This window comes from Streptomyces cyaneofuscatus (assembly GCF_042718795.1).
GTDB lineage: Bacteria > Actinomycetota > Actinomycetes > Streptomycetales > Streptomycetaceae > Streptomyces > Streptomyces cyaneofuscatus_A.
In genome coordinates, this window is the sequence record NZ_JBHXOX010000007.1 from 121,794 (window position 1) to 144,701 (window position 22,908).

Consider the following 22,908-nt stretch of genomic DNA (forward strand, 5'->3'; position numbering starts at 1 on the left):
AAAACCGCCAGGTTTGTTATCAGTAAGATTTCCGAAGGATCAAGAATGTAGAGCCGTCGTCACACTGTGTTCCACGCGCCGAAGTGGAAGGCCCCGGTCGGTGACAGACGGTGCGCCACCGACAGCCGGCCCCCTTCGCCGGCGGTTGCCAACGTCACTCCCCCGGTGCGGTCGCGGACCATCGCGGGCATCAGGCGGGAGGGGGCGCCGAGGTCGTTCCACCAGACCCCCGCGTCGGGCCGCCCCTGGGCGTGGGCGCCCACCACACACGTGCCGTCGGGCCCGGAGCGTACGAGAGCGGAGTAGGCCCAGCCCTCCGACTCGACGCCCGGCACCCCGGTGACCGGCCCCACGCCGTCGGCGCCGCCGAGCGGGAGCACGGACGCGGTGTCCGGCTGCCAGACGCAGGGCTCGTTCGTACGCAGGTCCCGGAAGAGGAGCGTGCCGGGCTCGGGACCGGCCGCCAGCGATCCCGGCGCCGGGGAGAGCGCGAGGCTCCGGTCCTCGGTCCAGGCCGCGCCGGCCCCGGGCCGGAACCACCGCACCACGGCGGCGGAGTCCCGGGCGCGGGCGAAGACCTCGACGTCTCCCCGGGCCGTGACGACGGTCACGATCTCGTCCGCGATCCGGACACCGCTCAGGTGCTGCCACGGCGTCCACTCCCCGTCCGCCCCCTGCATCCGGTAGCTGACGCTGTGTCCGAAGTTCCGGGCGAAGACGAGGAGCGCGCCGGACGCGTCGAAGCCCGCCGCCGGGAACCCGCCCTCGCGGCTCTTGTACCGGTCCCCGGGGTTGGGGCTGCCGAGGGAGTGCCAGGGGGTGAGGGGGCCGCCGGTGCGGTACTGCGCGGCCCGTACGACGGAGACGTCCTCGCCGCCGCCCTTCCGCCGCGTCCTGCGGAGCGCGAAGAGGTGCACGAATCCGTGCGGGTCACGGCAGACGGTGAGGGCGGGCATCAGCCGGGGGCCGGGCAGGGTCTCGGGTCCCTGCCAGACGCCGCCGCCCGGCTCGGCCTGGGTCCAGCGCAGCACTCCCCCCGCGGAGGGCAGGAAGGCGGTCAGCCTCCCGTCGAACCCCTCGGCCAGCCAGTTCACCGTACGCGGGTGGCGCAGCGGCGCGAGGAGGTCGCCCCGCTCGTCCGCACCGGCCCTGCGGCATTCGACGAAGACCGGCTCCCCGGTGGCGAGTTGGTGGTCACGGGCGGCCGCGAGCGCGTCGAGAGCCGTGGTGGCGTGGCCGGGCGGTACGTCGTACGCCGGGACGCCGGTGCTCTCGTCGTACGCCGACCGGACCGGGTCGGGGTCCTGGACGAGCAGCCGCTGCGGGCGGACCTCGTGGAACTCCTTCAGCAGGCTCTCCTGGCCACGCCCCTGCTGCCCGCCGAGCGTGCGCGGAGCGTGGACCACCCGGCAACCGCGCCCCTCGGCTTCGGCGAGAGCCCGGCCCAGGGCCGCCCGGCCCTCCTTGTCGTCCTCCTCGGAGCAGATCACACCGATGGCGACAGCACGCTGCCCGGCGACGAGCGGCACCGCGTCCCGGTGCTTCGCGACGACGACCGTCACCCTCGGGAGAGCGGCGGTACTCATATCCGCCTCCAGTCGCTGAGGGTCAGACCCTGGCCGTCCTCCTGGCGGGCGACCGCCGGCCGGCCCTCGGCGTCCAGGGCCGCGACCACCACGCGCCCCTGGCCATCGCGGGCGAGCGACGGATCCCCCTGGCAGCGCATCGCGGTGTCGGTCCACCACACACCGGACTGCTCGCCCTCGGTCGCGCACACCCCGAGGGTGACGGTCCCGGCGATCCCCCTGACGGCGAGCACCGTGCAGTCGAGGCCGTCCAGTTCGGTGCGCAGAGCGGCGATACGGCCGTCCGCCGGGGCTCCGCCCAGCGGCAGGGGCCACGAACCGGGCCGCAGCGCGACCACACCCCCGCCGGCCGCGTCGGTCAGGTAGTACGTGATCCGGCCGGCCGCGGTCTCCAGCGGGGTCACCGAACCCGGCACCGGAACCACCCGCGCCTCGTCCCCCCGCTCCATCGGCCCGCCGAGCTTCGCCTGGCGCAGGTGCAGAGCCGACACCCGGGTGGGCACGAGAAGCTCGACCACGCTGTCGGAGGTCGCCGCCGGGGCCGGGCCGTCCGTCGCCCCGGCCGCGTCGAGCACGGTCCAGGGGACCCAGGCCCCCTTCCGGTTCTCCCGGCGCAGCGCCACACCGCCGGGGCCCGTCGGGACACAGACGTAGAGAGCGCCGTCGGTCCGGACGGCGCCCGCCGGCGCCCCCACCTCCGCGGCCTTCCCGATCTCTTTGAAGGGGTTCCCGAGCGAGCGCCACGGGGTCATGGGCCGGCCCGTCTGGTACTGGGTGGCGTACATGACGTCGACGTGCGACCAGCCGTCGGCCCTCGGGCGGGTCCGGAGCCCGAGGAAGTGCACGTAGCGGTTCTGCCCGTGCACCACGCCGAGGTGGGTGATCCCCGGTGCGGGGAGGGTTTCCGGGCCCTGCCACCGGGAGCCGCCCGCCGCGGTCTGCGTCCACCGCAGGATCGTGTCCTCGGCATGGACGTAGGCCGTCAGCCTGCCGTCGTATCCGGTCACCAGCCACGGGCCGCCCAGGGGGCGGGCGGAGCCGGTCGGGGCGGAGGCGGTCCGGGGTCCGGCGAGGCGCGGGGAGGCGCTTGGCATGCTGGTGGTCACCCTCCGGGGCTGGTGGTCCTCGCCGGGCGAGGGGGCGGTTCGGTCGTGGGGCCGGGCGAGGGGGCAGGTAGGTCGTGGGGGCCGGGCGGGGTCAGGTCGCGGGGGGCGTTCTTCGCGAAGCCGAGGCCGGGGGCGTTCAGGCGGAGGGGGGCTCGGCGGACGTCCGGCGCGCGGCCGGGTGGAGCCCGCACCAGCCCTCCCAGGCCGAGGTCACCATCGCGCGGACGTCGTGGCGGGCCGACCAGCCCAGCTCCCGCCCGATGCGGTCCGCCGAGGCGACGACCCGGGCCGGGTCGCCCGGCCTGCGCGGGGCGGAGACCGGCTCGGCGGCGGGGCCGTACCCGGTCACCTCGCCGATCAGGTCGATCATCTCGCGTACCGAAACGCCCTCACCACGGCCGATGTTGACCGTCAGGTCCGTTCCGGGACCGCGGCCGAGGAGCGCCCGCGCCGCCGCCAGATGAGCCGAGGCGATGTCCTCGACGTGGATGAAGTCACGCTCGCAGGTGCCGTCCGCGGTGTCGTAGTCGTCGCCGAAGACCACCGGCGCCGCGCCCTGGGTGAGCTTCTCGAAGACCATGGGCACGAGGTTGAAGACCCCGGGGTCGACGAGGTGGGGGGAGGCCGCGCCCGCCACGTTGAAGTAGCGCATCGAGGCGGTCGCCATGCCGTGGGCCCGCCCCGCCGCCCGCACCATCCACTCACCGGCCAGCTTGGTCTCCCCGTACGGGTTGACCGGGGTGCACGGCGTCTCCTCCGTCACCCGCTTCACATCCGGCATGCCGTACACGGCGGCCGACGAGGAGAACAGGAACGCGCGCACCCCGCTGTCCGCCGCCGCCTCCAGCAGCGTCCCGAGCCCCTGGACGTTCTCCCGGTAGTAGTGCAGGGGCCGCTCCATGGACTCCGCGACCTGCTTCTTCGCCGCGAGGTGCACCACTCCGCGCACGGACAGATCGCTCATCGCGCGCCGCAGGCAGGAGGCGTCGAGGGTGGAGCCGTGCACGAAGGGCACGCCGTCGGGAACGCGCGCACGGTCTCCGGTGGAGAGGTCGTCGTAGACGGCGACGGGCTCACCGGCCGCCGTCATGGCGCGCACGACATGGGCCCCGATGTAACCTGCACCGCCCGTTATCAACCAAGTCATGAGCGAATAATAGTTCGACGCGCCCACGGTCCCCTATCCGCGTCGACCCATCCGCGCCAGCGCTCATCTGTTCTATAGTGCTCGGTCAGTCGAACATTCACGGACCGGTCACACCCCCCACCCGAGTCCCCCGCACTCCCCTGCTGCCCTGGGCGAAGAGATTTGAGGACTCGAGCACGATGAGCCATGACGAGACGACACCCGGCCCCCGCGCCTCCCGACGCGCGGCGAAGCCGCCCAAGCGCCGCCGTGGCCTGAAGATCACCCTCGGTGTCCTGCTCGTCCTCCTGCTCGCCGGCGGGGGCACCGCCTACTGGCTCTACAGTCAGCTCGACGGCAATATCAAGGGCGTCGACATCGACACGGCGCTCGGCGAGGACCGTCCGGAGAAGCTCCCCACCAGCGGGCAGAACCTGCTGGTCCTGGGCTCGGACTCGCGGGCCGGGGCGGAGAACGAGGAGCTGGGCGGCGGCGGGAGCGTGGCCGGCGCCCGCTCCGACACCGCGCTGGTCGTCCACATACCCGAGGGCCGCGCCAAGGCCGTCGCCGTCTCCATACCGCGGGACACCCTGGTGACCCGGCCCGAGTGCGTCGAGGACGGCGGATCGACGGTGCCCGCCAAGGACCGCGTCATGTTCAACTCCGTCTACTCCCAGGTCGGTCCGGCCTGTGTGGTGAAGACGGTGGAGAAGATGTCAGGCGTCCGCATCGACCACTACCTGGAGATCAACTTCGCCGGGTTCAAGGACCTGGTCGACGCCATCGGCGGCGTCACCGTCGACGTACCGCAGGACATCCAGGACAAGGCGAGCGGGCTGAACCTCACCGCCGGGCCGCAGAAGCTGGACGGCACCGAGTCCCTCGCGTACGTCCGGACCCGGCACGGCATCGGCGACGGCAGCGACCTCGGCCGCATCGGACTCCAGCAGCAGTTCCTGATCGCCCTGCTCAGCGAGGTCAAGTCCCAGGACCTGCTGGGCAGTCCGGCGAACTCGTACAAGATCGCCAAGTCGGCCACCAAGTCGCTCACCACCGACTCGGGGCTCGCCTCGCTGACCTCGCTGGCGGAGTTCGGCCGCTCGATGAACGGCGTCGACCCGGCCTCGATGGAGACCATCATGCTGCCGGTGGCGTACGACAAGGCCGACCCGAACCGTGTGGTCGCCGCCGAACCGCGGGCCGGTCAGCTGTGGAAGGCGATCCGCGAGGACACCGCGATCCCCGAGGAAGCGAAGAAGTCCCCCGCCACCGGCGGCTGACGGCCTGTCCCGCCGCTCCTCGTGACACCCTGCCGAGATGAGCGAGGACGCGGCGGTACTGGTGATCGTGGACGGGGCCAACGTGGTCGGGTCGGTGCCCGACGGCTGGTGGCGCGACCGGCGCGGGGCGGCGGAGCGGCTGCGGGACTCGCTGGTCCCGTACGCGGCGGCCGGGCTGCCGGGGGTGGCCGGCCCGGTCGAGATCGTGCTCGTGGTCGAGGGAGCCGCCCGGGGCGTCGCGTCCGTGGCCGGGGTCCGGGTCGAGTCGGCCCCCGGCAGCGGTGACGACCTGATCGCCGGGCTGGCGGCCGCCGCCGGCCCGGACCGGGAGTGCGTCGTCGTCACCGCCGACCGCGGGCTGCGGCAGCGGGTCGAGGCGTACGGGGCCCGGTGCGTCGGGCCCCGTTCGGTACGGCCGGCTTCGAACGACGAGCGCTCGCCGGACACGCCCTAGAGGGTGTCCGGCCCTGATCCGCCGGACACGCCCCGGCGCTCCTCCTTGGCCATCCGGCTGTGGGTGCGCCCGTAGACGAGGTAGATGACCACGCCGAGCACCATCCAGGCGCCGAAGCGCACCCAGGTCTCCACCGGCAGGTTCAGCATCAGCCAGACCGACGCCGCCACGGAGACGATCGGGAGCAGCGGGACCAGCGGGGTGCGGAAGGCGCGGGGCAGGTCCGGGCGGGTGCGGCGCAGGACCAGCACACCGAGGGCGACGACGACGAACGCGAAGAGCGTCCCGATGTTCACCAGGGTCGCCAGCTCCTCGATGCTGGTGAACCCGGCGATGATCGCGATCAGCACACCGAGCAGGATCGTGGGGCGGTACGGGGTGTGGAAGCGCGGGTGGGTCTTGGAGAAGAAGCGCGGGAGCAGGCCGTCGCGGCTCATGGCGAAGAAGACCCGGGTCTGGCCGAGCAGCAGGATCATGCAGACCGTGGTGAGCCCGACCGCCGCGCCGAAGCTGATCAGGCCCGCGTAGAACGGATGCCCGGTGGCCTTGAAGGCGTCGGCGAGCGGGGCGCTGACGGACAGGTCCTTGTAGTTCTGCATGCCGGTGACCACGATCGAGACCGCCACGTAGAGCACCGTGCAGATGACGAGCGAGCCGAGGATGCCGCGCGGCATGTCGCGCTGGGGAAGCTTGGTCTCCTCGGCGGCGGTGGCGACCACGTCGAAGCCGATGAAGGCGAAGAACACGATGGAGGCGGCGGTGAAGATGCCCATCACGCCGAAGTTGGTGGGTTCGTAGCCGAACATCAGCTGCACCAGCGGGGCGTCCCAGCCGCCGCCCGTCTCCTGGCTCTCGGCCGGCGGGATGAACGGCTTGTAGTTCTCGGCCTTGATGAAGAAGAGGCCGGCGATGATCACCATGAGGACCACGGCGACCTTGATGGCCACCACGACCGAGGTGACCCGGGCGGAGAGCTTCATGCCGATGACCAGGATGACGGTCAGCACCAGCACCAGGGCGAAGGCCAGGATGTCGAAGCCGAATCCTTCCGCCACGTCCGTCCCCGAGAGCACGTCGGGCAGCGCCCAGCCTGCGTTGTCCATCAGGGACCGGATGTAGCCGGACCAGCCGACGGCGACCACCGCGGTGCCGAGCGCGAACTCCAGCACCAGGTCCCAGCCGATGATCCAGGCCACCAGTTCGCCCAGCGAGGCGTAGGAGAAGGTGTACGCGGACCCGGCCACCGGGACGGTGGAGGCGAACTCCGCGTAGCAGAGCGCGGCGAGACCGCAGACGACGCCCGCGACGACGAAGGCGATCGCGGTGGCGGGGCCCGCCGTCTCCTTGGCCACCTGGCCGGTGAGGACGAAGATGCCGGTGCCGATGATGACGCCGACACCGAAGACCGTCAGGTCCAGGGCGGAGAGGGTCTTCTTGAGGCCGTGTTCCGGCTCCTCGGTGTCGCGGATCGACTGCTCGACGGATTTGGTGCGGAACATACCTTTTCCGCGGGGTGGTGTGACCTGCGCGCTCACCTGCGTACCTCCACGCACTCGTTGTGAACGCAATGATGAGGACCGGAATACGCAGGAACACGCCATCTGGCCCGTTTCATGCGAATGGGCCGGGAGAACCACCCGGACAGGGGTCGTCTTCCCGGCCCATCGGCCCGAAAACAGTTCGGTACCGCTCAGTACCGGTCAATTCAATTGCAGGTCAGTCGCGGGCGGGCTCCACCGCGCGGCTCTCGAACCGGCCGTCCAGCTTGGCGACCAGACCGGTGACCTGGCGGGCGATGTCCGGGGCGGTCAGTCCGATCTCGGCCATGACCTCGCCGCGCGAGGCGTGGTCGAGGAAGACCGGCGGGATGCCGAAGTCGCGCAGCGGTACGTCGATGCCCGCGTCGCGCAGCGCCTGGGCCACGGCGGAGCCGACCCCTCCGGCACGGCTGTTGTCCTCGACGGTGACGACGACGCGGTGGCGCTCGGCGAGCGGGGCGAGCGCCTCGTCCACCGGTTTGACCCAGCGCGGGTCGACGACGGTGGAGGAGATGCCCTGGGCGTCCAGCAGGTCGGCGATCTCCAGGCACATCGGGGCGAGCGCGCCGACCGAGACGACCAGGACGTCGGGGCGGGCGGCCTTCGGCTCGCGCAGGATGTCCATGCCGCCGGCCTTGCCGACGGCCTTGACCGCCGGGCCGACCGCGCCCTTGGAGAAGCGGACCACGGTGGGCGCGTCATCCACGGCGACGGCCTCGCGGAGCTGGGCGCGGACCTGGTCGGCGTCGCGCGGGGCGGCGATGCGCAGGGTGGGCACGCACTGGAGGATCGACATGTCCCACATACCGTTGTGCGAGGCGCCGTCCGTGCCGGTGATGCCGGCCCGGTCCAGGACGAAGGTGACGCCGCACTTGTGCAGGGCCACATCCATCAGGACCTGGTCGAAGGCACGGTTGAGGAAGGTCGCGTAGACCGCGAAGACCGGGTGGAGGCCGCCGGTGGCCAGGCCCGCCGCGGAGACCGCGCCGTGCTGCTCGGCGATGCCGACGTCGTAGATCCGGTCCGGGAAGGCCTCCTCGAACTTGCCGAGGCCGACGGGCTGGAGCATGGCCGCGGTGATCGCGACGATGTCCTCGCGCTCGTGGCCGAGCTTGACCATCTCCTCGCCGAAGACGGAGGTCCAGTCGAGGCCGGAGGTGGAGATCGGCAGACCGGTGTCCGGGTGGATCTTGCCGACGGCGTGGAAGCGGTCGGCCTCGTCCTCCAGGGCCGGGGTGTAGCCGCGGCCCTTCTGGGTGAGGCAGTGCACGATGACCGGGCCACCGAAGCGCTTGGCGCGCTGGAGCGCGGACTCCAGGGCCTCGATGTCGTGGCCGTCGATCGGGCCGACGTACTTCAGTCCGAGGTCCTCGAACATGCCCTGCGGGGCGATGAAGTCCTTGAGGCCCTTCTTGGCGCCGTGCAGCGTCTCGTAGAGCGGGCGGCCGACGACCGGCGTGCGCTCCAGGATGTCCTTGCCGCGGGCCAGGAACCGCTCGTAGCCGTCGGTGGTACGGAGCGTGGCGAGGTGGTTGGCCAGGCCGCCGATCGTCGGCGCGTACGAGCGCTCGTTGTCGTTGACGACGATGACGAGCGGGCGGTCCTTGGCGGCGGCGATGTTGTTCAGCGCCTCCCAGGCCATACCGCCGGTGAGCGCGCCGTCACCGATGACCGCGACGACGTGGTCGTCCCTCTTCAGGACCTCGTTCGCCTTGGCCAGGCCGTCGGCCCAGCCGAGGACGCCGGAGGCGTGGCTGTTCTCGATGATGTCGTGCTCGGACTCGGCCTGGGAGGGGTAGCCGGAGAGGCCGCCCTTCATCTTGAGGCGGGAGAAGTCCTGGCGGCCGGTGAGCAGCTTGTGGACGTAGGCCTGGTGGCCGGTGTCCCACAGCACCTTGTCGCGGGGCGACTCGAAGACCCGGTGCAGGGCGATCGTGAGCTCCACCACGCCCAGGTTGGGGCCGAGGTGTCCGCCGGTCTTGGACACCGCGTCCACGAGGAAGGTGCGGATCTCCTCCGCGAGCTGGTCGAGCTCGTCGAGGCTGAGCCGGTCCAGGTCGCGCGGTCCCTTGATGCGGGTCAGCAGATCCACCCGTGCCTCCTTGCGTTTGAGCTGATCGAGCGTGCCGATCCGATGAGTCTAATGTTCCGCTACCGGACGTGGGCAGCGGGCGGCCCTGTTCGTAGCCGTACCCGGACATGCGCAGGTGCCCGGCCACCCCCTTCGGGGCACCGGGCACCTGCGCGGATCCGCGGGTCAGGCGCGGCCTGCGGTCTTCTGGGTCTTACGGGTGACGGAGTCGATGACGACCGTGGCGAGCAGCACGGCGCCGGTGACCATGTACTGGATCGGCGTGGCGATGCCCTCCAGCGACAGTCCGTACTGGATGGAGACGATGACCATGACACCGAGCAGCGCGTTCCAGGTGCGGCCGCGGCCGCCGAAGAGGCTGGTGCCGCCGATGACGGCCGCCGCGATGACGTTCATCAGGAGGTCGCCGGTGCCGGAGCCCTGGTTGGCCGCCGCGATCTTGGAGGCCCAGAAGAGGCCGCCGATCGCCGCGAAGGTGCCCGCGATGGAGAAGACGGAGATCCGGATCGCGGTGACGTTGATACCGGCGCGGCGGGAGGCCTCGACGCTGCCGCCGAGCGCGAAGATCTTCCGGCCGTAGGCCGTACGGCGCAGCAGGAAGTCCGTGCCGACCAGGACGATCAGGAAGAGGACCAGGGCCAGCGGCAGGCCGCGGTACTGGTTGAACATGTACGCGGCGGCGAACGCGAACACCGCGAGGACGCCGGTGCGCACGGCGATGTCGGCGATCGGCCGGGACGGGATGCCCGCGGCCTCGCGGCGGCGGGTGTCCAGGAAGGCGGCGGCGAAGTAGCCGATGACCGCGATCGCGGCGAGCCCGTAGGCGGCGGCGACGTCGGAGAAGTAGTACGTGGTCAGCTTGCCGACCACCCCGTCGCCGTCCAGGTTGATGGTGCCGGAGTCGCCGAGGAGCTGGAGCATGAAGCCGAGCCAGAACAGCAGGCCGGCCAGGGTGACGGCGAAGGCGGGTGCGCCGATCCGGGCGAAGAAGAAGCCGTGGATCGCGCCCATCACGGCGCCGCTGACGATGGCGACGAGGATCGCCAGCCACTCGTTCATGCCCTGGGTGACGCTGAGCACCGCGACCAGGGCGCCGGAGACACCGGAGACGGAGCCGACCGAGAGGTCGATCTCACCGAGCAGCAGCACGAAGATGATGCCGACGGCCATCATGCCGGTGGCGACCATCGTGGTGGCGATGTCGCTGATGTTCTTCGCGGAGAGGAACTCGGAGTTCATGCTCTGGAAGACGATGGCGATGATCGCGAGGCCGACGACGACCGGGATCGAGCCCAGGTCGCCACCGCTGATCTTGCGCTTGAACTCGGTGAGGTAACCGGCGAAGCCCTGCTCACGGATGAGGAGGCGGGGGTCGACGACCGTGGCGGCGCCCTCGGCCGCGTCCGGGTTGCCGACCGGCGGCGCGTCCGCCGGGGCGGGGGTCTTGTCCAGCGAGGTCCCGGACTTGTCGGTGGTCACTTGGAAACCTCCGCGTTGCGCGCCGCACGTCGGGTCACGGCGTTGTCCGTGGCGCCCGTGATGGCGGAGATGATCTCTTCCTGGGAGGTGGTCTTCACATCGAAGACCCCGTTGTTCCGGCCCAGCCGGAGCACGGCGACCTTGTCGGCGACGGCCTTCACATCGGCCATGTTGTGGCTGATGAGGATGACCGCGTGGCCGCGCTCGCGCAGCCGCTCGACGAGGTCGAGGACCTGGGCGGTCTGCTCGACGCCGAGGGCGGCGGTCGGCTCGTCGAGGATGACGAGCTTGGGCTCACCGAGCATGGACCGGGCGATGGCCACCGTCTGGCGCTGGCCGCCGGAGAGCGAGGCGATCGGGATGCGGACGCTCGGGATGCGGATGGAGAGCGTCGAGAGCAGCTCGCGGGAGCGGCGCTCCATCTCCACCTCGTCCAGGATGCCGAACCTGCGCAGCTCCCGGCCCAGGTAGAGGTTGCCGACGACATCGATGTTGTCGCAGAGCGCGAGGTCCTGATAGACGGTCGCGACGCCGAGGTTCTGGGCGTCGTGCGGTTTGTCGATCTGGACGGCCCTGCCCTCCCACTCGATGACTCCCTCATCGATGGGGTGCACTCCGGCGATCGTCTTGACCAGCGTTGATTTACCGGCGCCGTTGTCGCCCACCAGGGCGACCACCTCACCGGCGTGGACCTCAAGCTCTACATCGGTGAGTACCTGGACGGCACCGAATCGCTTGGAGACCCCTCGCAACGCCAACACGGGCGTAGCGGTCACGTGAACCATCTCCTTCGCCGCCTGACCGGCGGGGGATGCCGCGCCCGGGGGAAGGCGCGGCGGTCGAGCAGAAGAAAAGAAAAAGGGGGTGAAGCGTTCCGTCCGGCGCCCCGCCCGGTAGCGGGACGGTTGGTGGGCGGGACACCGGACAGGCTTCGTGGCGCGCGCGGGCCGGCTGTGCGGCGGGCGCGTGCGCGGCAGGGGTGCCGTGGCGCCTTCGCGCGGACGCGTCGGGCGGTACGGCGGGGGGGCCGGCTGGACCGGCCGCGCGGGCGGCCGGTCCAGGCGTCGTGGACCCGGTCAAGATCCGCCGGATGCCCCCAGGGCCTACTTCAGGCCGATCTTGTCGCAGGAGGCCTTGTACTTGCCCGAGCAGATCTCGTCCAGCGTCCAGATGCCGTCCTTGATGACGGTGTCCTTGATGTTGTCCTTGGTCAGCGAGATGACCGGGACGAGGACCGTCGGGATGCCCTTCGTGGTGGCGCTGTCGACCTTCGAGGTGGCGATGGAGTCGAGCTTCTCGCCCTTGGCGAGGGCGACGGCCATCTCCGCGGCGACGATGCCCTCGGCCGGGTAGGACTTGTAGACGCTCATGAACTGCTCACCGGTGACGATGCGCTGCACGCCCGCCAGCTCGGCGTCCTGGCCGGTGACCGGGGGGAGCTTCGGCAGGCCGGCGGCCTTCAGGGCGGTGATGATGCCGCCCGCCATGCCGTCGTTGGCGGAGTAGACGCCGTCGATCTTGTCCTTGCCGAGCGCGGTGATCGCCGCTTCCATGTTGGCGTTGGCGTTCTCCGGCTTCCACTCCTTGGTGTCGTACTCCTTGCCGTACTTCACCTTGCCGTCGAGGACGGACTTGGCGCCCTTCTTGAAGAGCGCGGCGTTCGGGTCGGTGATCGCGCCGTTCATCATCACGATCGTGCCGCCGTCGGCCTTGTCGCCCAGGGCCTCCAGCAGGGCCTTGCCCTGGGCCCGGCCGACCTCTTCGTTGTCGAAGGAGGTGTAGGCGTCGATGGGGCCCTCGGCGAGGCGGTCGAAGGCGACGACGGGGATGCCGGCGTCCTTGGCCTTCTTGACGCTGTTGGCGATCGCCTTGGAGTCGACCGAGCCCACGATGAGGGCGTCGACCTTGTTGGTGATCATGGTGTCGACCTGCTGCGACTGCGTGTTCGCATCCTGCTTGGCGTTGGCGTAGATGACCTTCGCCTTGCCGCCGGTGAGCTCGCCGATCTTCTTCTCGATGATCGGGCGGTCGAACTTCTCGTAACGGGCCGTCTGGTTCTCGGGGAGGAGCAGACCTATCTTCAGGTCGTCGCCCTTCTTCTCCGAGCCCTGCTCGGCCTTGTCGCCGGACTCCTTGGCACTCCCGCAAGCGGCCAGCGAGATCGCCATCGTGGTGGCGGCAACGGCAACGGCGGCACGACGCATACGCGTGTTCATTCTCGAACCTCCCTGACGAGGCCGCGACGTTGCGGCCGAGGTGGCTGGAAGTCAACTCGGCCGCAGCGCCAGCGTCAAGGAGTAAATCCTTAACGAGATGACAACGGTGCCATTCGTTATCTAAGTGAAGGCAGGAGTCGCTGTGGGGAGGGTGCTCTCCAAAAGGGTTGAATCCCCCATCTCGCTCAGTACGAGGGCCAGGGCGCCCAGCACCTCGGCACGGCCGCCCAGGGCCCCGGGGAGCACCGAGAGCTGCCGGGCGGCGCTGGGGATCGCGTAACGCGACACGGAGTCCCGTATGGGCCCCAGGACGAGCTCTCCGGCCTCCGCCAGCGAGCCGCCGAGCACGACCCGGCTGGGGTTGAGCAGGTTGCACAGGTTGGCGACACCGCTGCCTATGTGGCGGCCGACGTCGCCGATGACCCGGCGGCACCCCGGATCGCCCTCACGGGCCAGTTGGACCACCCGTTCCATGGTGAGGCCGGGGCCGTGGCTGGGCTGGAGCAGGGGCAGGACGTAGCGCGCGGCGGTGAAGGTCTCCAGGCAGCCGCGGTTGCCGCAGCGGCAGACCGGGCCCGACTCGTCGAGCGTGATGTGGCCGATCTCGCCGGCCGTGCCGCCGGGGCCCCGGTAGATGGTCCCGTCGATCACCAGACCGGCGCCGACGCCGCTGGCGACCTTGATGTACGCGAGGTCCTTGACGCCCCGACCGCTGCCCCAGACCAGCTCGCCGAGGGCTCCCAGGTTGGCGTCGTTGTCGACGTACACCGGGACGCCGAGGCGGCCGGAGAGCTCCTCGCTGGGGTTGATGCCCGTCCAGCCCGGCAGGATCGAGGTGGAGCCCAGCGTTCCGGACTCGACGTCGATGGGGCCCGGCACGCCGAGGCCGATGCCGATGATCTTGTCCGGGCCGATACCGGTCGCCGCGATCAGCCGGTTGACCAGCACCTCGGCCCGGTCGAACCCCTCCGCGGAGGAGGCGTCGACGTCCAGCGGCTCGGACTCCTCGGCCAGCACCTGGTGGGCCAGGTTGCCGACGGCGACCCGCAGGTGCGTATGGCCGAAGTCGACGCCGATGACGATGCCCGCGTCCCCGCTGAGGGAGACGCTGCGGGCCCGGCGGCCGCCCGCCGAGGTGGGCGTCACCTCGACCGTTCCGCCGTCCTTCAGCTCCCGGACGATATTGGAGACCGTGGCCGCGGAGAGCCCGGTGCTCCGGGCGATCTCCGCCTGGGTGAGCGAGCCCGCCATCCGTACGGCGCGTACGACCCGCTCCAGATTGGCCCTGTGCAGCGATGTCTGCGACCCGGGAGTCTCCATCGACTCATCCACTCCTGCCCTTGGCGGGCGGTCCAGAGGACCGCCCCGGCCGGGGCAGCAGCGACGACACCCCGGCTTCCTCCAACATGTGAACTCTAAGCTGACCGTTCGGGGGTACCTTCCGTCAAGACCTGAGCACCGGCGCACCCACAACGGCCCGGTGCCCCGGCGGATCGAGTCCGCCGGGGCACCGGGCCGTTGTGGATATGTGACCTTCTCAGGCTCACGCGTGACCTACTTGAGCGCACCCGCCGTCAGACCGGAGACGACCTGGCGCTGGAAGATGATGTACGCCGCCAGCACCGGGAGCATCGCGATCACCAGGCCGGCGAAGAGGCCGGAGTAGTCGCCCTTGTACCCCTGGCTGGAGGCCAGCTCCACCAGGCCCTGGGCGAGCACCCGCTTCTCCGGGTCGGTGTTGAGCACCGTCGGCAGCATGTACTGGTTCCACTGCCCCAGGAAGTTGAAGATGCCGACGCTGATCAGGCCGGGCTTGGCCATCGGCAGCATCACCTGGAAGAACGTCCGGGTGTGCGAGGCCCCGTCGATGATCGACGCCTCCGCCACCGAGGTCGGCAGCGTCCGGAAGAACGAGGTCAGGAAGAAGACGGTGAACGGCAGCGAGTACGCGATGTACACGAGGATCAGACCGTGGATCGTGTTCAGCAGCCCCATGTTGTCCATGACGAAGAACAGCGGGACCAGCGCCAGCATGACCGGGAAGCTCATGCCGCCGACGAACAGGAAGTAGATGGAGCGGTTGCCCGGGAACTCGAAGCGCGCCAGCACGTAGGCGGCCATCGACCCCAGGACCAGGGTGCCGGTGAGCGACCCGCCCACCACCAGGATGGTGTTCAGGAAGTACTCGCTCATATGGGCCTGGGTCCAGGCCCGGCCCCAGGCGTCGAAGCTCAGCGAGCTCGGCAGCGACCAGGGGGTGTTGAAGATGTCCGCGTCGGTCTTGAACGAGGACATCACCGCCCAGAACAGCGGCAGGACGACCATGATCGCCCACAGGATCAGCATCCCGTGCGAGAAGACGTTGAGGACCTGGCCCTCGCTCTTCCTCGCGGGGGCGGACGGGCGCGTGGGGGCCGTGCCGGTGCGCTGGCCGGGCACCTTGGACACGTCGGCGCCGGACGCGGGGGTGTCAGTGGTCTTCATCAGAACTCCAGCCGCTCGCGCCGGCCCACCCGCATGACGATGGCGGCGAACGCCAGGGTCACGATGAGCAGGGCGACACCGATCGTGGTCGCGTAGCCCGCCTGTCCGTCACGGAACGCCGACTGGTAGACGTACAGCGGCAGGACGGTGGTCGAGTAGTCGGGCCCGCCGGGGCCGACGCTCATGATGTGGACGATGGCGAAGCCCTCGGCGCCGAGCGCCAGGATGCCCATGTAGACCCAGCCGGACTGGACCGTGTCCCACAGCAGGGGCAGCGTGATCCGGAAGAAGGTCGTGAAGCGGCTCGCCCCGTCCAGCAGGGCGGCCTCGTAGAAGTCCTTGGGGATGGAGGCCATGCCCGCGGAGAAGAGCACCACGAAGAAGCCGACGGTGCACCAGACGAGGACCCCCATGATGACCCACAGGGCCAGGTCCGGGTCGCCGAGCCAGTCGGGGACGTCGTCGAAGCCCACGGCCTTGAGCGTGCCGTTGATCATGCCCTGGGCCGGGTCGAAGGCGAACTGGAACAGGATGGCCACGATGGCGATCGAGAGCACCTGCGGGAAGAAGTAGGCGATCTTGTAGAAGCCCGAGCCCCGTACGCCCGCGATGGCGGCGCCCTTGCGGCGCCGGCCGCCCACGTTGAGCATGAAGGCGAAGAAGAGCGCGAGGCCCAGCGTCACCAGCGGCAGCAGGATCGCCAGCAGCACGCTGTGCTGGAGCGATTTCCAGAAGATGTCGTCGTCGAGCATCTTGGTGTAGTTGTCGAACCCGACCATCTTGAAGTCGGGGCTCAGACCCGTCCAGTCCGTGAACGAGTAGTAGATGGACTGGATGAACGGCCAGATGACGAAGACGACGTACAACGTCATCGGGACCACCAGGAACCCGATTATGAACCGGTATTTACCGTGCTGCATCGTTACCGACTCCGACCTTCCCCGAGCTGCCGCCGCTGGTGACGCGTGATCACTGGTGCCTGAAGTGCTTGATGGACTGGTCCTTGGCGGCCGCGTCGGCGAACGCCTGGATCTTCTTGATGGTCTCGGCCGGGGTGGCGCGGCCGGCCATCATCTCGCCGATCGCGGCGACGCCGATCTGCTCCTTCTGGAGCTTCACGTACCAGTCCTGGAGGCGCGGGTTGACCACATTGGTGCCCGCCTTGTCCAGAGCCGCGACACCGGACTTCAGGCCGTCGGAGAGCTCGATGCCGTCGGTGCCGCCGTTGAAGGCGGAGAGCGACTTGGTGTTGCTGGTGAAGGACTTGGAGGAGGCCTCGCTGAGCATGATGCGCAGCTGCTCCATGCCGCCCGCCGGGTTCTTCGCCTTGGCCGGGACGATGAACGGCTCGCCGCCGGACGCCCAGATGGTGCCGAAGGGCAGCTTGTCCGAGGAGTCGAGGGAGGAGGGGGCGCCCACGGACAGCTTGAAGTCCTTGGGGATGATCGCCGCTTCCTCGTTCTCGACCCAGGAGCCGTTCGGGATGAACAGCGCCTTGCCGCGGGCCCAGGCGCCCTGCGAACCGCGGTGGTCCAGGCCGGGGGAGCCCTTGAGGATGTAGTCCTTGGCGACGAGCTCGTAGTACGCCTCGAAGGCGGCCTTGACCGCGGGGTGCTCCCAGGCCTTCGGCTCCAGGTTGTCGATGGCGTCGAGGACCTCGACGCCGCCGATCTTCCCGATGAACGGGTAGAGCGAGAACGGGATGTAGTAAGGGTGCTTGCCGGGGTAGGTCCAGCCGGCGATGTCCTTCTTCTTCGCCTTCGCGCAGAGCGCGAGCATGTCGTCCCAGGTCTCCGGGTACGTGGCGTCGAGCTTGTCCAGCGCGGTCTGGGAGTACCAGACGCCGTAGACCGTGTACGCGTAGTACATGATCCAGACCGGGTCGCCGTCGAACTGGCCCATCTCGACGATGCCCGGCCGCAGGGTGTCGCGGACCGTCTTGGCGGGGTCGTCGACCGAAGGGGCGTCGAGCAGCGGGGTCAGGTCGGTGAGCTGCTTCTTGCCGACCAGGACGCCCATGTCCATCTGCTGGGCGCCGGAGTTGTCGATCAGGTCCGGCGGGGTGCCGCCGTTGAAGCGCGGCTGGAGGACCGACTGGATCTTCTGCGTCGCCGAGAACTTGATCTGCGCCTCGGGGTAGGTCTTCTTGTAGACGTCCCGGGCGTCCTCGGCGTACTTGGTGCCGAACCCGCCGTCGAAGATGACGATCTCCAGCGGGGCGCTGCCGTTGACGGCCAGCGGGTTCTTGTCGGTCTTCTCGCCCTTTTCGACCTTGTCGTCGGTGCCGCTGTCGCCGCTCGCGCAGGCGGACAGGAAGCTCATCGTCGGAACAGCGATCAGGCCGAGTGCGGCAGAACGCTTGATCAGATCGCGACGGCCAAGGCCCTCATTGTTCTGAGCGGAGGTGGATCCCATGCTCAAGTCCTCGCCTTCTCCAGGACTCAGGCGGTGTACCGGTCACCCGTCGAAAATTCGCCTCAGGCGAAGGGCCCCGCCACCGCGGTCAGTTGCGCTTGGGTGGTGCAGATATGCAGGTGTACCGGAGATGAAGAACCGGCGGAGTGGGGGTGGTCGGGGAACCGTACCGCCAGCGCGTCCATGACGCGCTCGCGGGCCACCCCTTCTTCCCCCTCGCACCTCCGTCGAAACGGCTGCGCGGATGGCGACAGGTATAGTCCACTTGCCGCCAACTGGGCAAGATCGAATGCAGGTTGGAAGGGCAGTCTTTCCCGAGTTGAGACCTCGCGGACTGCTCGGCACCGTGCGCCCTCACCCAGGGGAGACTTTCTCCCCATTCGGCCGATTCGCGCGCCGCACCTGCGGCAACACCCTTGACACGCCCTGTCACTTGGCTCCCTACTGGACCTTGCATCCCGCTATGACAACGTTGTCCAAGCACGCTCCGGGGAGGAATGGCTCGGTATGCAGCCACCACGAGGTCTCCACCATGGCGCTGAGAGGGTCCTCAGCAGCGCCGCCCGTACGAGACGGAGCCGCACGGCCGCCGTCCTCGCGGCATCACTCGCCCTGGCCCTCGCGGCCCCCACGGCCGCCGTCGCCGGCCCGTCCCAGGCGCCGCAGAAGCCCTCGGGTGAGCGGACGTTCCGCTCCTCGTTCGAGGCGGACGAGAAGCAGCCGGACTGGCGCAACACGGTAGAAGAAGGACCGGACGGCACCGAGCGCTCGTCGGGCGTCGACGGCGGATTCTCCACCGGAATACCGGGCAATGTCACCGACCGGGTGACCGACGTCCGCGCCAGCGCCGAGAACACCGCGGGAGGCGAGGTCAAGGAGAACCTGGTCGACGTCGAACCCGGCTCCAAGTGGCTGGCGTTCGCGAAGACCGGCTGGGTCGAGTTCGACCTGGACGAGCCGGTCAAGGTGGTGACGTACGCGCTCACCTCCGCCAACGACCACGCCCCGCGCGATCCGAAGGACTGGACGCTCAAGGGCTCGGCGGACGGCAAGGAGTGGACCGACCTCGACACCCGCAAGGGGGAGACGTTCGAGAAGCGGCACCAGACCAAGTCGTACGATTTCGCCTCCGACACCGCCTACCGGCACTTCCGGCTGGAGATCACCGCCAACAACGGCGCGTCGGACATCATCCAGCTCGCCGACGTTCAGTTCTCGAACGGTGACACCTCCGCGCCCGTCCCCGACGAGATGCGCAGCCAGCCCGACCGCGGCCCCTCCGGCTCACCCACCGCGAAGGCGGGCGCGGGATTCACCGGAAAGAAGGCACTGCGTTACGCGGGTACGCACAAGCCGGACGGCCGGGCGTACGCGTACAACAAGGTCTTCGACGTGAACACGGCCGTCACCAAGGACACCGAGCTCTCCTACCTCGTCTACCCGCAGATGGGCGAGAGCGACCTCAACTACCCCGCCACGCACATCGCGGTGGACCTGGCCTTCACCGACGGCACGTACCTGAGCGGGCTGAAGGCCACCGACAGCCACGGCGGGCTGCTGACCCCGCAGGGCCAGGCGGAGGCCAAGCGCCTCTACGTCAACCAGTGGAACAAGGTCGCCTCCCGCATCGGCACGGTCGCGGCGGGCAAGACCGTGGACCGGATCCTGGTGGCGTACGACTCCCCCAAGGGCCCGGCGAAGTTCCAGGGCTGGGTCGACGACATCGTGATCGAGCCGAAGAAGCCGGCGAAGCGCAAGGCGCACCTCTCCGACTACGCGCTGACCACCCGCGGCACCAACTCCTCCGGCGGCTTCTCGCGCGGCAACAACATTCCGGCCACCGCCGTCCCCCATGGCTTCAACTTCTGGACGCCGGTGACCAACGCCGGTTCGCTGAGCTGGCTGTACGACTACCACCGGGGCAACAACGAGGACAACCTGCCCACGCTCCAGGCGTTCAGCGCCAGCCATGAGCCGAGCCCCTGGATGGGCGACCGGCAGACCTTCCAGGTGATGCCCTCGGCCGCCTCCGGCACCCCGGACGCCGCCCGCACCGCCCGCGCGCTGCCGTTCCGGCACGAGAACGAGGTCGCGAAGCCGCACTACTACGGCGTGACGTTCGAGAACGGCCTCAGGACCGAGATCGCGCCGACCGACCACGCGGCGCGGATGCGGTTCACCTACCCCGGCAAGGACGCCAGCCTGGTCTTCGACAACGTGTCGAACGCCGGCGGTCTGACCCTGGACCCGGCGACCCGCTCCTTCTCCGGCTACACGGACGTCAAGAGCGGCCTCTCCACCGGCGCCACCCGCATGTTCGTCTACGGCGTCTTCGACGCGCCGGTGACGGACAGCGGCAAGCTGAAGGGCGGAGGCGGCGACGACGTCACCGGCTTCTTCCGCTTCAACGCGGGCAAGGACCGCACGGTCGACCTGCGGCTGGCGACCTCGCTGATCGGCGTCGACCAGGCGAAGAAGAACCTGGCGATGGAGATCCCGGCGTCCACCTCCTTCGAGAAGGTGCAGCGCAAGGCGCAGTCGGCCTGGGACGACATCCTGCGCACGATCGAGGTCGAGGGCGCGAACGAGGACCAGCTCACCTCGCTCTACTCCAGCCTCTACCGCCTCTACCTCTACCCGAACTCCGGCCACGAGAAGGTCGACGGGAAGAACAAGTACGCGAGCCCGTTCTCGAAGCCGACCGGCACGGACACCCCGACGCAGACCGGCGCGAAGATCGTCGACGGCAAGGTGTACGTCAACAACGGCTTCTGGGACACCTACCGCACGACCTGGCCCGCCTACTCCTTCTTCTCCCCGAAGAAGGCCGGCGAGCTGGTGGACGGCTTCGTCCAGCACTACAAGGACGGCGGCTGGACCTCCCGCTGGTCCTCCCCCGGTTACGCGGACCTGATGACCGGCACCAGCTCGGACGTGGCCTTCGCCGACGCGTACGTCAAGGGCGTGAAGTTCGACGCGGAGGCGGCGTACGACGCGGCGGTCAAGAACGCCACGGTGGCCCCGCCGTCCTCCGGCGTCGGCCGCAAGGGCATGGAGACCTCGGTCTTCACGGGTTACGCGAACACCGCGACGCACGAGGGCCTGTCCTGGTCGCTGGAGGGATACCTCAACGACTACGGCATCGCGCGGATGGGCCAGGAGCTCTACAAGAAGACGAAGAAGGCGCGGTACAAGGAGGAGTCGGCCTACTTCCTGAACCGGGCGCAGAAGTACGTCAAGCTCTTCGACGAGAAGGCGGGCTTCTTCCAGGGCAGGAAGCCGAACGGCGACTGGCGTCTCCCCTCGGACAGTTACGACCCCCGCGTCTGGGGCTACGACTACACCGAGACCAACGGCTGGGGCTACGCCTTCACCGCCCCGCAGGACAGCCGGGGCCTGGCCAACCTGTACGGCGGCCGCGCGGGGCTCGGCAAGAAGCTGGACACGTACTTCTCGACGCCGGAGACGGCGGGCCCGGAGTTCGTCGGCAGCTACGGCGGGGTCATCCACGAGATGACCGAGGCGCGTGACGTGCGGATGGGCCAGTACGGGCACAGCAACCAGGTCGCCCACCACGCCACGTACATGTACAACGCGGCCTCGCAGCCGTACAAGACGCAGGAGAAGGTCCGCGAGGTGCTGGGCCGCCTGTACGTCGGCAGCGAGATCGGGCAGGGCATCCACGGCGACGAGGACAACGGCGAGCAGTCGGCCTGGTACCTCTTCTCCGCGCTCGGCTTCTATCCGCTGGTGATGGGCAGCGGGGAGTACGCGATCGGCTCACCGCTCTTCAAGAAGGTCACCGTCCGGATGGACAACGGCCGCAAGCTGACCGTGAAGGCCCCGAAGAACAGCGACCGGAACATCTACGTGCAGGGCGTGAAGGTCAACGGCAAAAAGTGGACCTCCACCGCGCTCCCGCACGACGTGCTGGCCAAGGGCGGCACGCTGGAGTTCGACATGGGTCCGAAGCCGTCGGCCTGGGGTACGGGCAAGGACGCGGCACCGGTCTCCATCCAGCAGGACGACCGGGCCCCGGCGCCCAAGGGCGATGTGCTGAAGGGTGACGGCGCGCTGTTCGACAACACGTCGGCGACGTCGGCGGAGGTCACGTCGGTCGAGCTGCCGGTGGACTCGGCCACGAAGGGGGTCCAGTACACGCTGACGTCGGCGGCGGCGGACAAGGCCCCGAAGGGGTGGACGCTCCAGGGTTCGGCGGACGGCACGAAGTGGACGGACCTGGACCGCCGCTCCGGCCAGTCCTTCGCCTGGGACAAGCAGACCCGGGCCTTCTCGGTGGACCGGTCCGGCACGTACGCCACGTACCGGCTGGTGCTGACGGGTGCGGCGACGCTGGCGGAGGTGGAGCTGCTCTCCTGATCCGTGACTGACGCACGCAGGCGGCCGGTACCCCGAACGTACGGGGTGCCGGCCGTCGGCGTCCCAGGCGTCCGGGCGGCTCCGGCGCCCTTGGCGTCTCAGGCCTCCTGCAGGTTTTCGGGCAGGGCCACGTTGAGTGCGGCGACGACGGGCCGGCCGTGTTCGGTGCCGAGCCGGGAGACGGCCCCGGTGGCGAGCTGGAAGAGCCGTCCCTCGGCGGGGGTCAGTCCGAGGTAACGGGCGGTGAGCACGCGCAGGAAGTGCGAGTGGGCGACGAGCGCGATGTCCGCGCTCCCGATGCCCTCGGCGGCCGACCGGACGCCCGCGAGCACCTGGTCGGCGCGCTGCCCGACATCGGCGGGGCTCTCCCCGGGGTGTTCGTCGGAGCCGGGGTCGACGCCGTCGGTCCAGAGGTTCCAGAAGGGGCGGGTGCGGCGGATCGCCTGGGTGGTGATGCCCTCGTAGCCGCCGTAGTCCCATTCCCGCAGCTCGGGGGTGACCCGGGGGGCGTGGAGAGCGGCCAGCTCGGCGGTGCGGCGGGCCCGGATCGAGGGGCTGACGAGGGTGAGCCCGATGTTCCGGTCGGCGAGCAGCGGCACGAGGGCGCGGGCCTGGCGCTCGCCGGTGGCGGTCAGGGGGAGGTCGGTCCAGCTCGTGTGCTGCCCGGAGCGGGACCATTCGGTCTCGCCGTGCCGGATGAGGATCAGCTCGCCCATGGTGGTCCGTTCACTCTCGGTACGGGTGGTGGTGGC

The 22,908-nt window shown here is 69.7% G+C and carries 16 protein-coding genes; 3 read left to right on the top strand and 13 right to left on the bottom strand.

Annotated elements, in window-relative coordinates; all coding sequences use genetic code 11:
* Nucleotides 1-59 precede the first annotated feature (59 nt).
* The 3 genes from ACFWRT_RS09465 to galE form a co-directional block, all read right to left on the bottom strand.
* Nucleotides 60-1,586, bottom strand: a complete 1,527-nt coding sequence (locus tag ACFWRT_RS09465; protein ID WP_380951659.1) for a hypothetical protein — start codon at nt 1,584-1,586, stop codon at nt 60-62.
* Complete coding sequence (locus ACFWRT_RS09470) at nt 1,583-2,680, bottom strand: PLL family lectin (protein WP_380951660.1); 1,098 nt, start codon at nt 2,678-2,680, stop codon at nt 1,583-1,585. Before ACFWRT_RS09470 ends, ACFWRT_RS09465 begins: the two co-directional genes overlap by 4 nt.
* Before the next feature lie 148 nt (nt 2,681-2,828).
* Nucleotides 2,829-3,839 (bottom strand): UDP-glucose 4-epimerase GalE, encoded by a 1,011-nt coding sequence (gene galE / locus ACFWRT_RS09475; RefSeq protein ID WP_380951661.1) that lies wholly within the window; start codon nt 3,837-3,839, stop codon nt 2,829-2,831.
* A 179-nt stretch (nt 3,840-4,018) separates the two neighbouring features.
* Here galE and ACFWRT_RS09480 point away from each other — a divergent pair, with 179 nt between their 5' ends.
* Nucleotides 4,019-5,098 (top strand): LCP family protein, encoded by a 1,080-nt coding sequence (locus ACFWRT_RS09480; RefSeq protein WP_380951662.1) that lies wholly within the window; start codon nt 4,019-4,021, stop codon nt 5,096-5,098.
* Between the two features lie 37 nt (nt 5,099-5,135).
* Nucleotides 5,136-5,552 (top strand): PIN domain-containing protein, encoded by a 417-nt coding sequence (locus ACFWRT_RS09485; RefSeq protein ID WP_380951663.1) that lies wholly within the window; start codon nt 5,136-5,138, stop codon nt 5,550-5,552.
* Here ACFWRT_RS09485 and ACFWRT_RS09490 read toward each other — a convergent pair.
* From ACFWRT_RS09490 to ngcE, 9 genes are all read right to left on the bottom strand, one after another.
* Entirely contained in the window at nt 5,549-7,051 is a 1,503-nt protein-coding gene (locus ACFWRT_RS09490; protein ID WP_380951664.1) for an amino acid permease, read from the bottom strand. The two genes, ACFWRT_RS09485 and ACFWRT_RS09490, sit on opposite strands and share 4 nt — an antisense overlap.
* 217 nt (nt 7,052-7,268) lie before the next feature.
* Complete coding sequence (gene dxs, locus ACFWRT_RS09495) at nt 7,269-9,182, bottom strand: 1-deoxy-D-xylulose-5-phosphate synthase (RefSeq protein WP_380951665.1); 1,914 nt, start codon at nt 9,180-9,182, stop codon at nt 7,269-7,271.
* 165 nt (nt 9,183-9,347) lie between these two features.
* Entirely contained in the window at nt 9,348-10,661 is a 1,314-nt protein-coding gene (locus tag ACFWRT_RS09500) for a sugar ABC transporter permease (RefSeq protein WP_380951666.1), read from the bottom strand.
* A complete protein-coding gene (locus ACFWRT_RS09505; protein WP_355868765.1) occupies nt 10,658-11,446 on the bottom strand; it encodes an ATP-binding cassette domain-containing protein in 789 nt (262 codons plus the stop codon). The genes ACFWRT_RS09500 and ACFWRT_RS09505 overlap by 4 nt, the downstream gene beginning before the upstream one ends.
* A 318-nt stretch (nt 11,447-11,764) precedes the next feature.
* Complete coding sequence (locus ACFWRT_RS09510) at nt 11,765-12,877, bottom strand: sugar ABC transporter substrate-binding protein (RefSeq protein WP_380951667.1); 1,113 nt, start codon at nt 12,875-12,877, stop codon at nt 11,765-11,767.
* A 120-nt stretch (nt 12,878-12,997) separates the two neighbouring features.
* Nucleotides 12,998-14,197 carry an ROK family transcriptional regulator gene (locus ACFWRT_RS09515; protein ID WP_380951668.1) on the bottom strand — a complete coding sequence of 400 codons (1,200 nt, stop codon included), beginning with the start codon at nt 14,195-14,197 and terminating at the stop codon, nt 12,998-13,000.
* A 234-nt stretch (nt 14,198-14,431) separates the two neighbouring features.
* Nucleotides 14,432-15,361 (bottom strand): carbohydrate ABC transporter permease, encoded by a 930-nt coding sequence (locus ACFWRT_RS09520; protein WP_380951561.1) that lies wholly within the window; start codon nt 15,359-15,361, stop codon nt 14,432-14,434.
* The gene (locus tag ACFWRT_RS09525) at nt 15,361-16,281 is read right to left on the bottom strand and encodes a carbohydrate ABC transporter permease (protein ID WP_380951559.1); all 921 of its coding nucleotides are present in this window, start codon (nt 16,279-16,281) and stop codon (nt 15,361-15,363) included. The genes ACFWRT_RS09520 and ACFWRT_RS09525 overlap by 1 nt, the downstream gene beginning before the upstream one ends.
* Before the next feature lie 49 nt (nt 16,282-16,330).
* Nucleotides 16,331-17,776: an N-acetylglucosamine/diacetylchitobiose ABC transporter substrate-binding protein gene (gene ngcE / locus ACFWRT_RS09530; RefSeq protein WP_380951558.1), complete on the bottom strand. Its 1,446-nt coding sequence runs from the start codon at nt 17,774-17,776 to the stop codon at nt 16,331-16,333.
* Nucleotides 17,777-18,283: 507 nt separating this feature from the next.
* Here ngcE and ACFWRT_RS09535 point away from each other — a divergent pair.
* Complete coding sequence (locus tag ACFWRT_RS09535) at nt 18,284-22,156, top strand: GH92 family glycosyl hydrolase (protein WP_380951556.1); 3,873 nt, start codon at nt 18,284-18,286, stop codon at nt 22,154-22,156.
* Nucleotides 22,157-22,254: 98 nt separating this feature from the next.
* Here ACFWRT_RS09535 and ACFWRT_RS09540 read toward each other — a convergent pair whose 3' ends face one another.
* Nucleotides 22,255-22,872 (bottom strand): histidine phosphatase family protein, encoded by a 618-nt coding sequence (locus tag ACFWRT_RS09540; protein WP_380951555.1) that lies wholly within the window; start codon nt 22,870-22,872, stop codon nt 22,255-22,257.
* Between the last annotated feature and the right edge of the window lie 36 nt (nt 22,873-22,908).

Bases quoted from the DNA above. Each gene is read 5' to 3' on its own strand.
- ACFWRT_RS09465 (WP_380951659.1), bottom strand. From the start codon at position 1,586: ATGAGTACCGCCGCTCTCCCGAGGGTGACGGTCGTCGTCGCGAAGCAC.
- ACFWRT_RS09470 (WP_380951660.1), bottom strand. From the start codon at position 2,680: ATGCCAAGCGCCTCCCCGCGCCTCGCCGGACCCCGGACCGCCTCCGCC.
- galE (WP_380951661.1), bottom strand. From the start codon at position 3,839: ATGACTTGGTTGATAACGGGCGGTGCAGGTTACATCGGGGCCCATGTC.
- ACFWRT_RS09480 (WP_380951662.1), top strand. From the start codon at position 4,019: ATGAGCCATGACGAGACGACACCCGGCCCCCGCGCCTCCCGACGCGCG.
- ACFWRT_RS09485 (WP_380951663.1), top strand. From the start codon at position 5,136: ATGAGCGAGGACGCGGCGGTACTGGTGATCGTGGACGGGGCCAACGTG.
- ACFWRT_RS09490 (WP_380951664.1), bottom strand. From the start codon at position 7,051: ATGTTCCGCACCAAATCCGTCGAGCAGTCGATCCGCGACACCGAGGAG.
- ACFWRT_RS09505 (WP_355868765.1), bottom strand. From the start codon at position 11,446: ATGGTTCACGTGACCGCTACGCCCGTGTTGGCGTTGCGAGGGGTCTCC.
- ACFWRT_RS09510 (WP_380951667.1), bottom strand. From the start codon at position 12,877: ATGAACACGCGTATGCGTCGTGCCGCCGTTGCCGTTGCCGCCACCACG.
- ACFWRT_RS09515 (WP_380951668.1), bottom strand. From the start codon at position 14,197: ATGGAGACTCCCGGGTCGCAGACATCGCTGCACAGGGCCAATCTGGAG.
- ACFWRT_RS09520 (WP_380951561.1), bottom strand. From the start codon at position 15,361: ATGAAGACCACTGACACCCCCGCGTCCGGCGCCGACGTGTCCAAGGTG.
- ACFWRT_RS09525 (WP_380951559.1), bottom strand. From the start codon at position 16,281: ATGCAGCACGGTAAATACCGGTTCATAATCGGGTTCCTGGTGGTCCCG.
- ngcE (WP_380951558.1), bottom strand. From the start codon at position 17,776: ATGGGATCCACCTCCGCTCAGAACAATGAGGGCCTTGGCCGTCGCGAT.
- ACFWRT_RS09535 (WP_380951556.1), top strand. From the start codon at position 18,284: ATGCAGCCACCACGAGGTCTCCACCATGGCGCTGAGAGGGTCCTCAGC.
- ACFWRT_RS09540 (WP_380951555.1), bottom strand. From the start codon at position 22,872: ATGGGCGAGCTGATCCTCATCCGGCACGGCGAGACCGAATGGTCCCGC.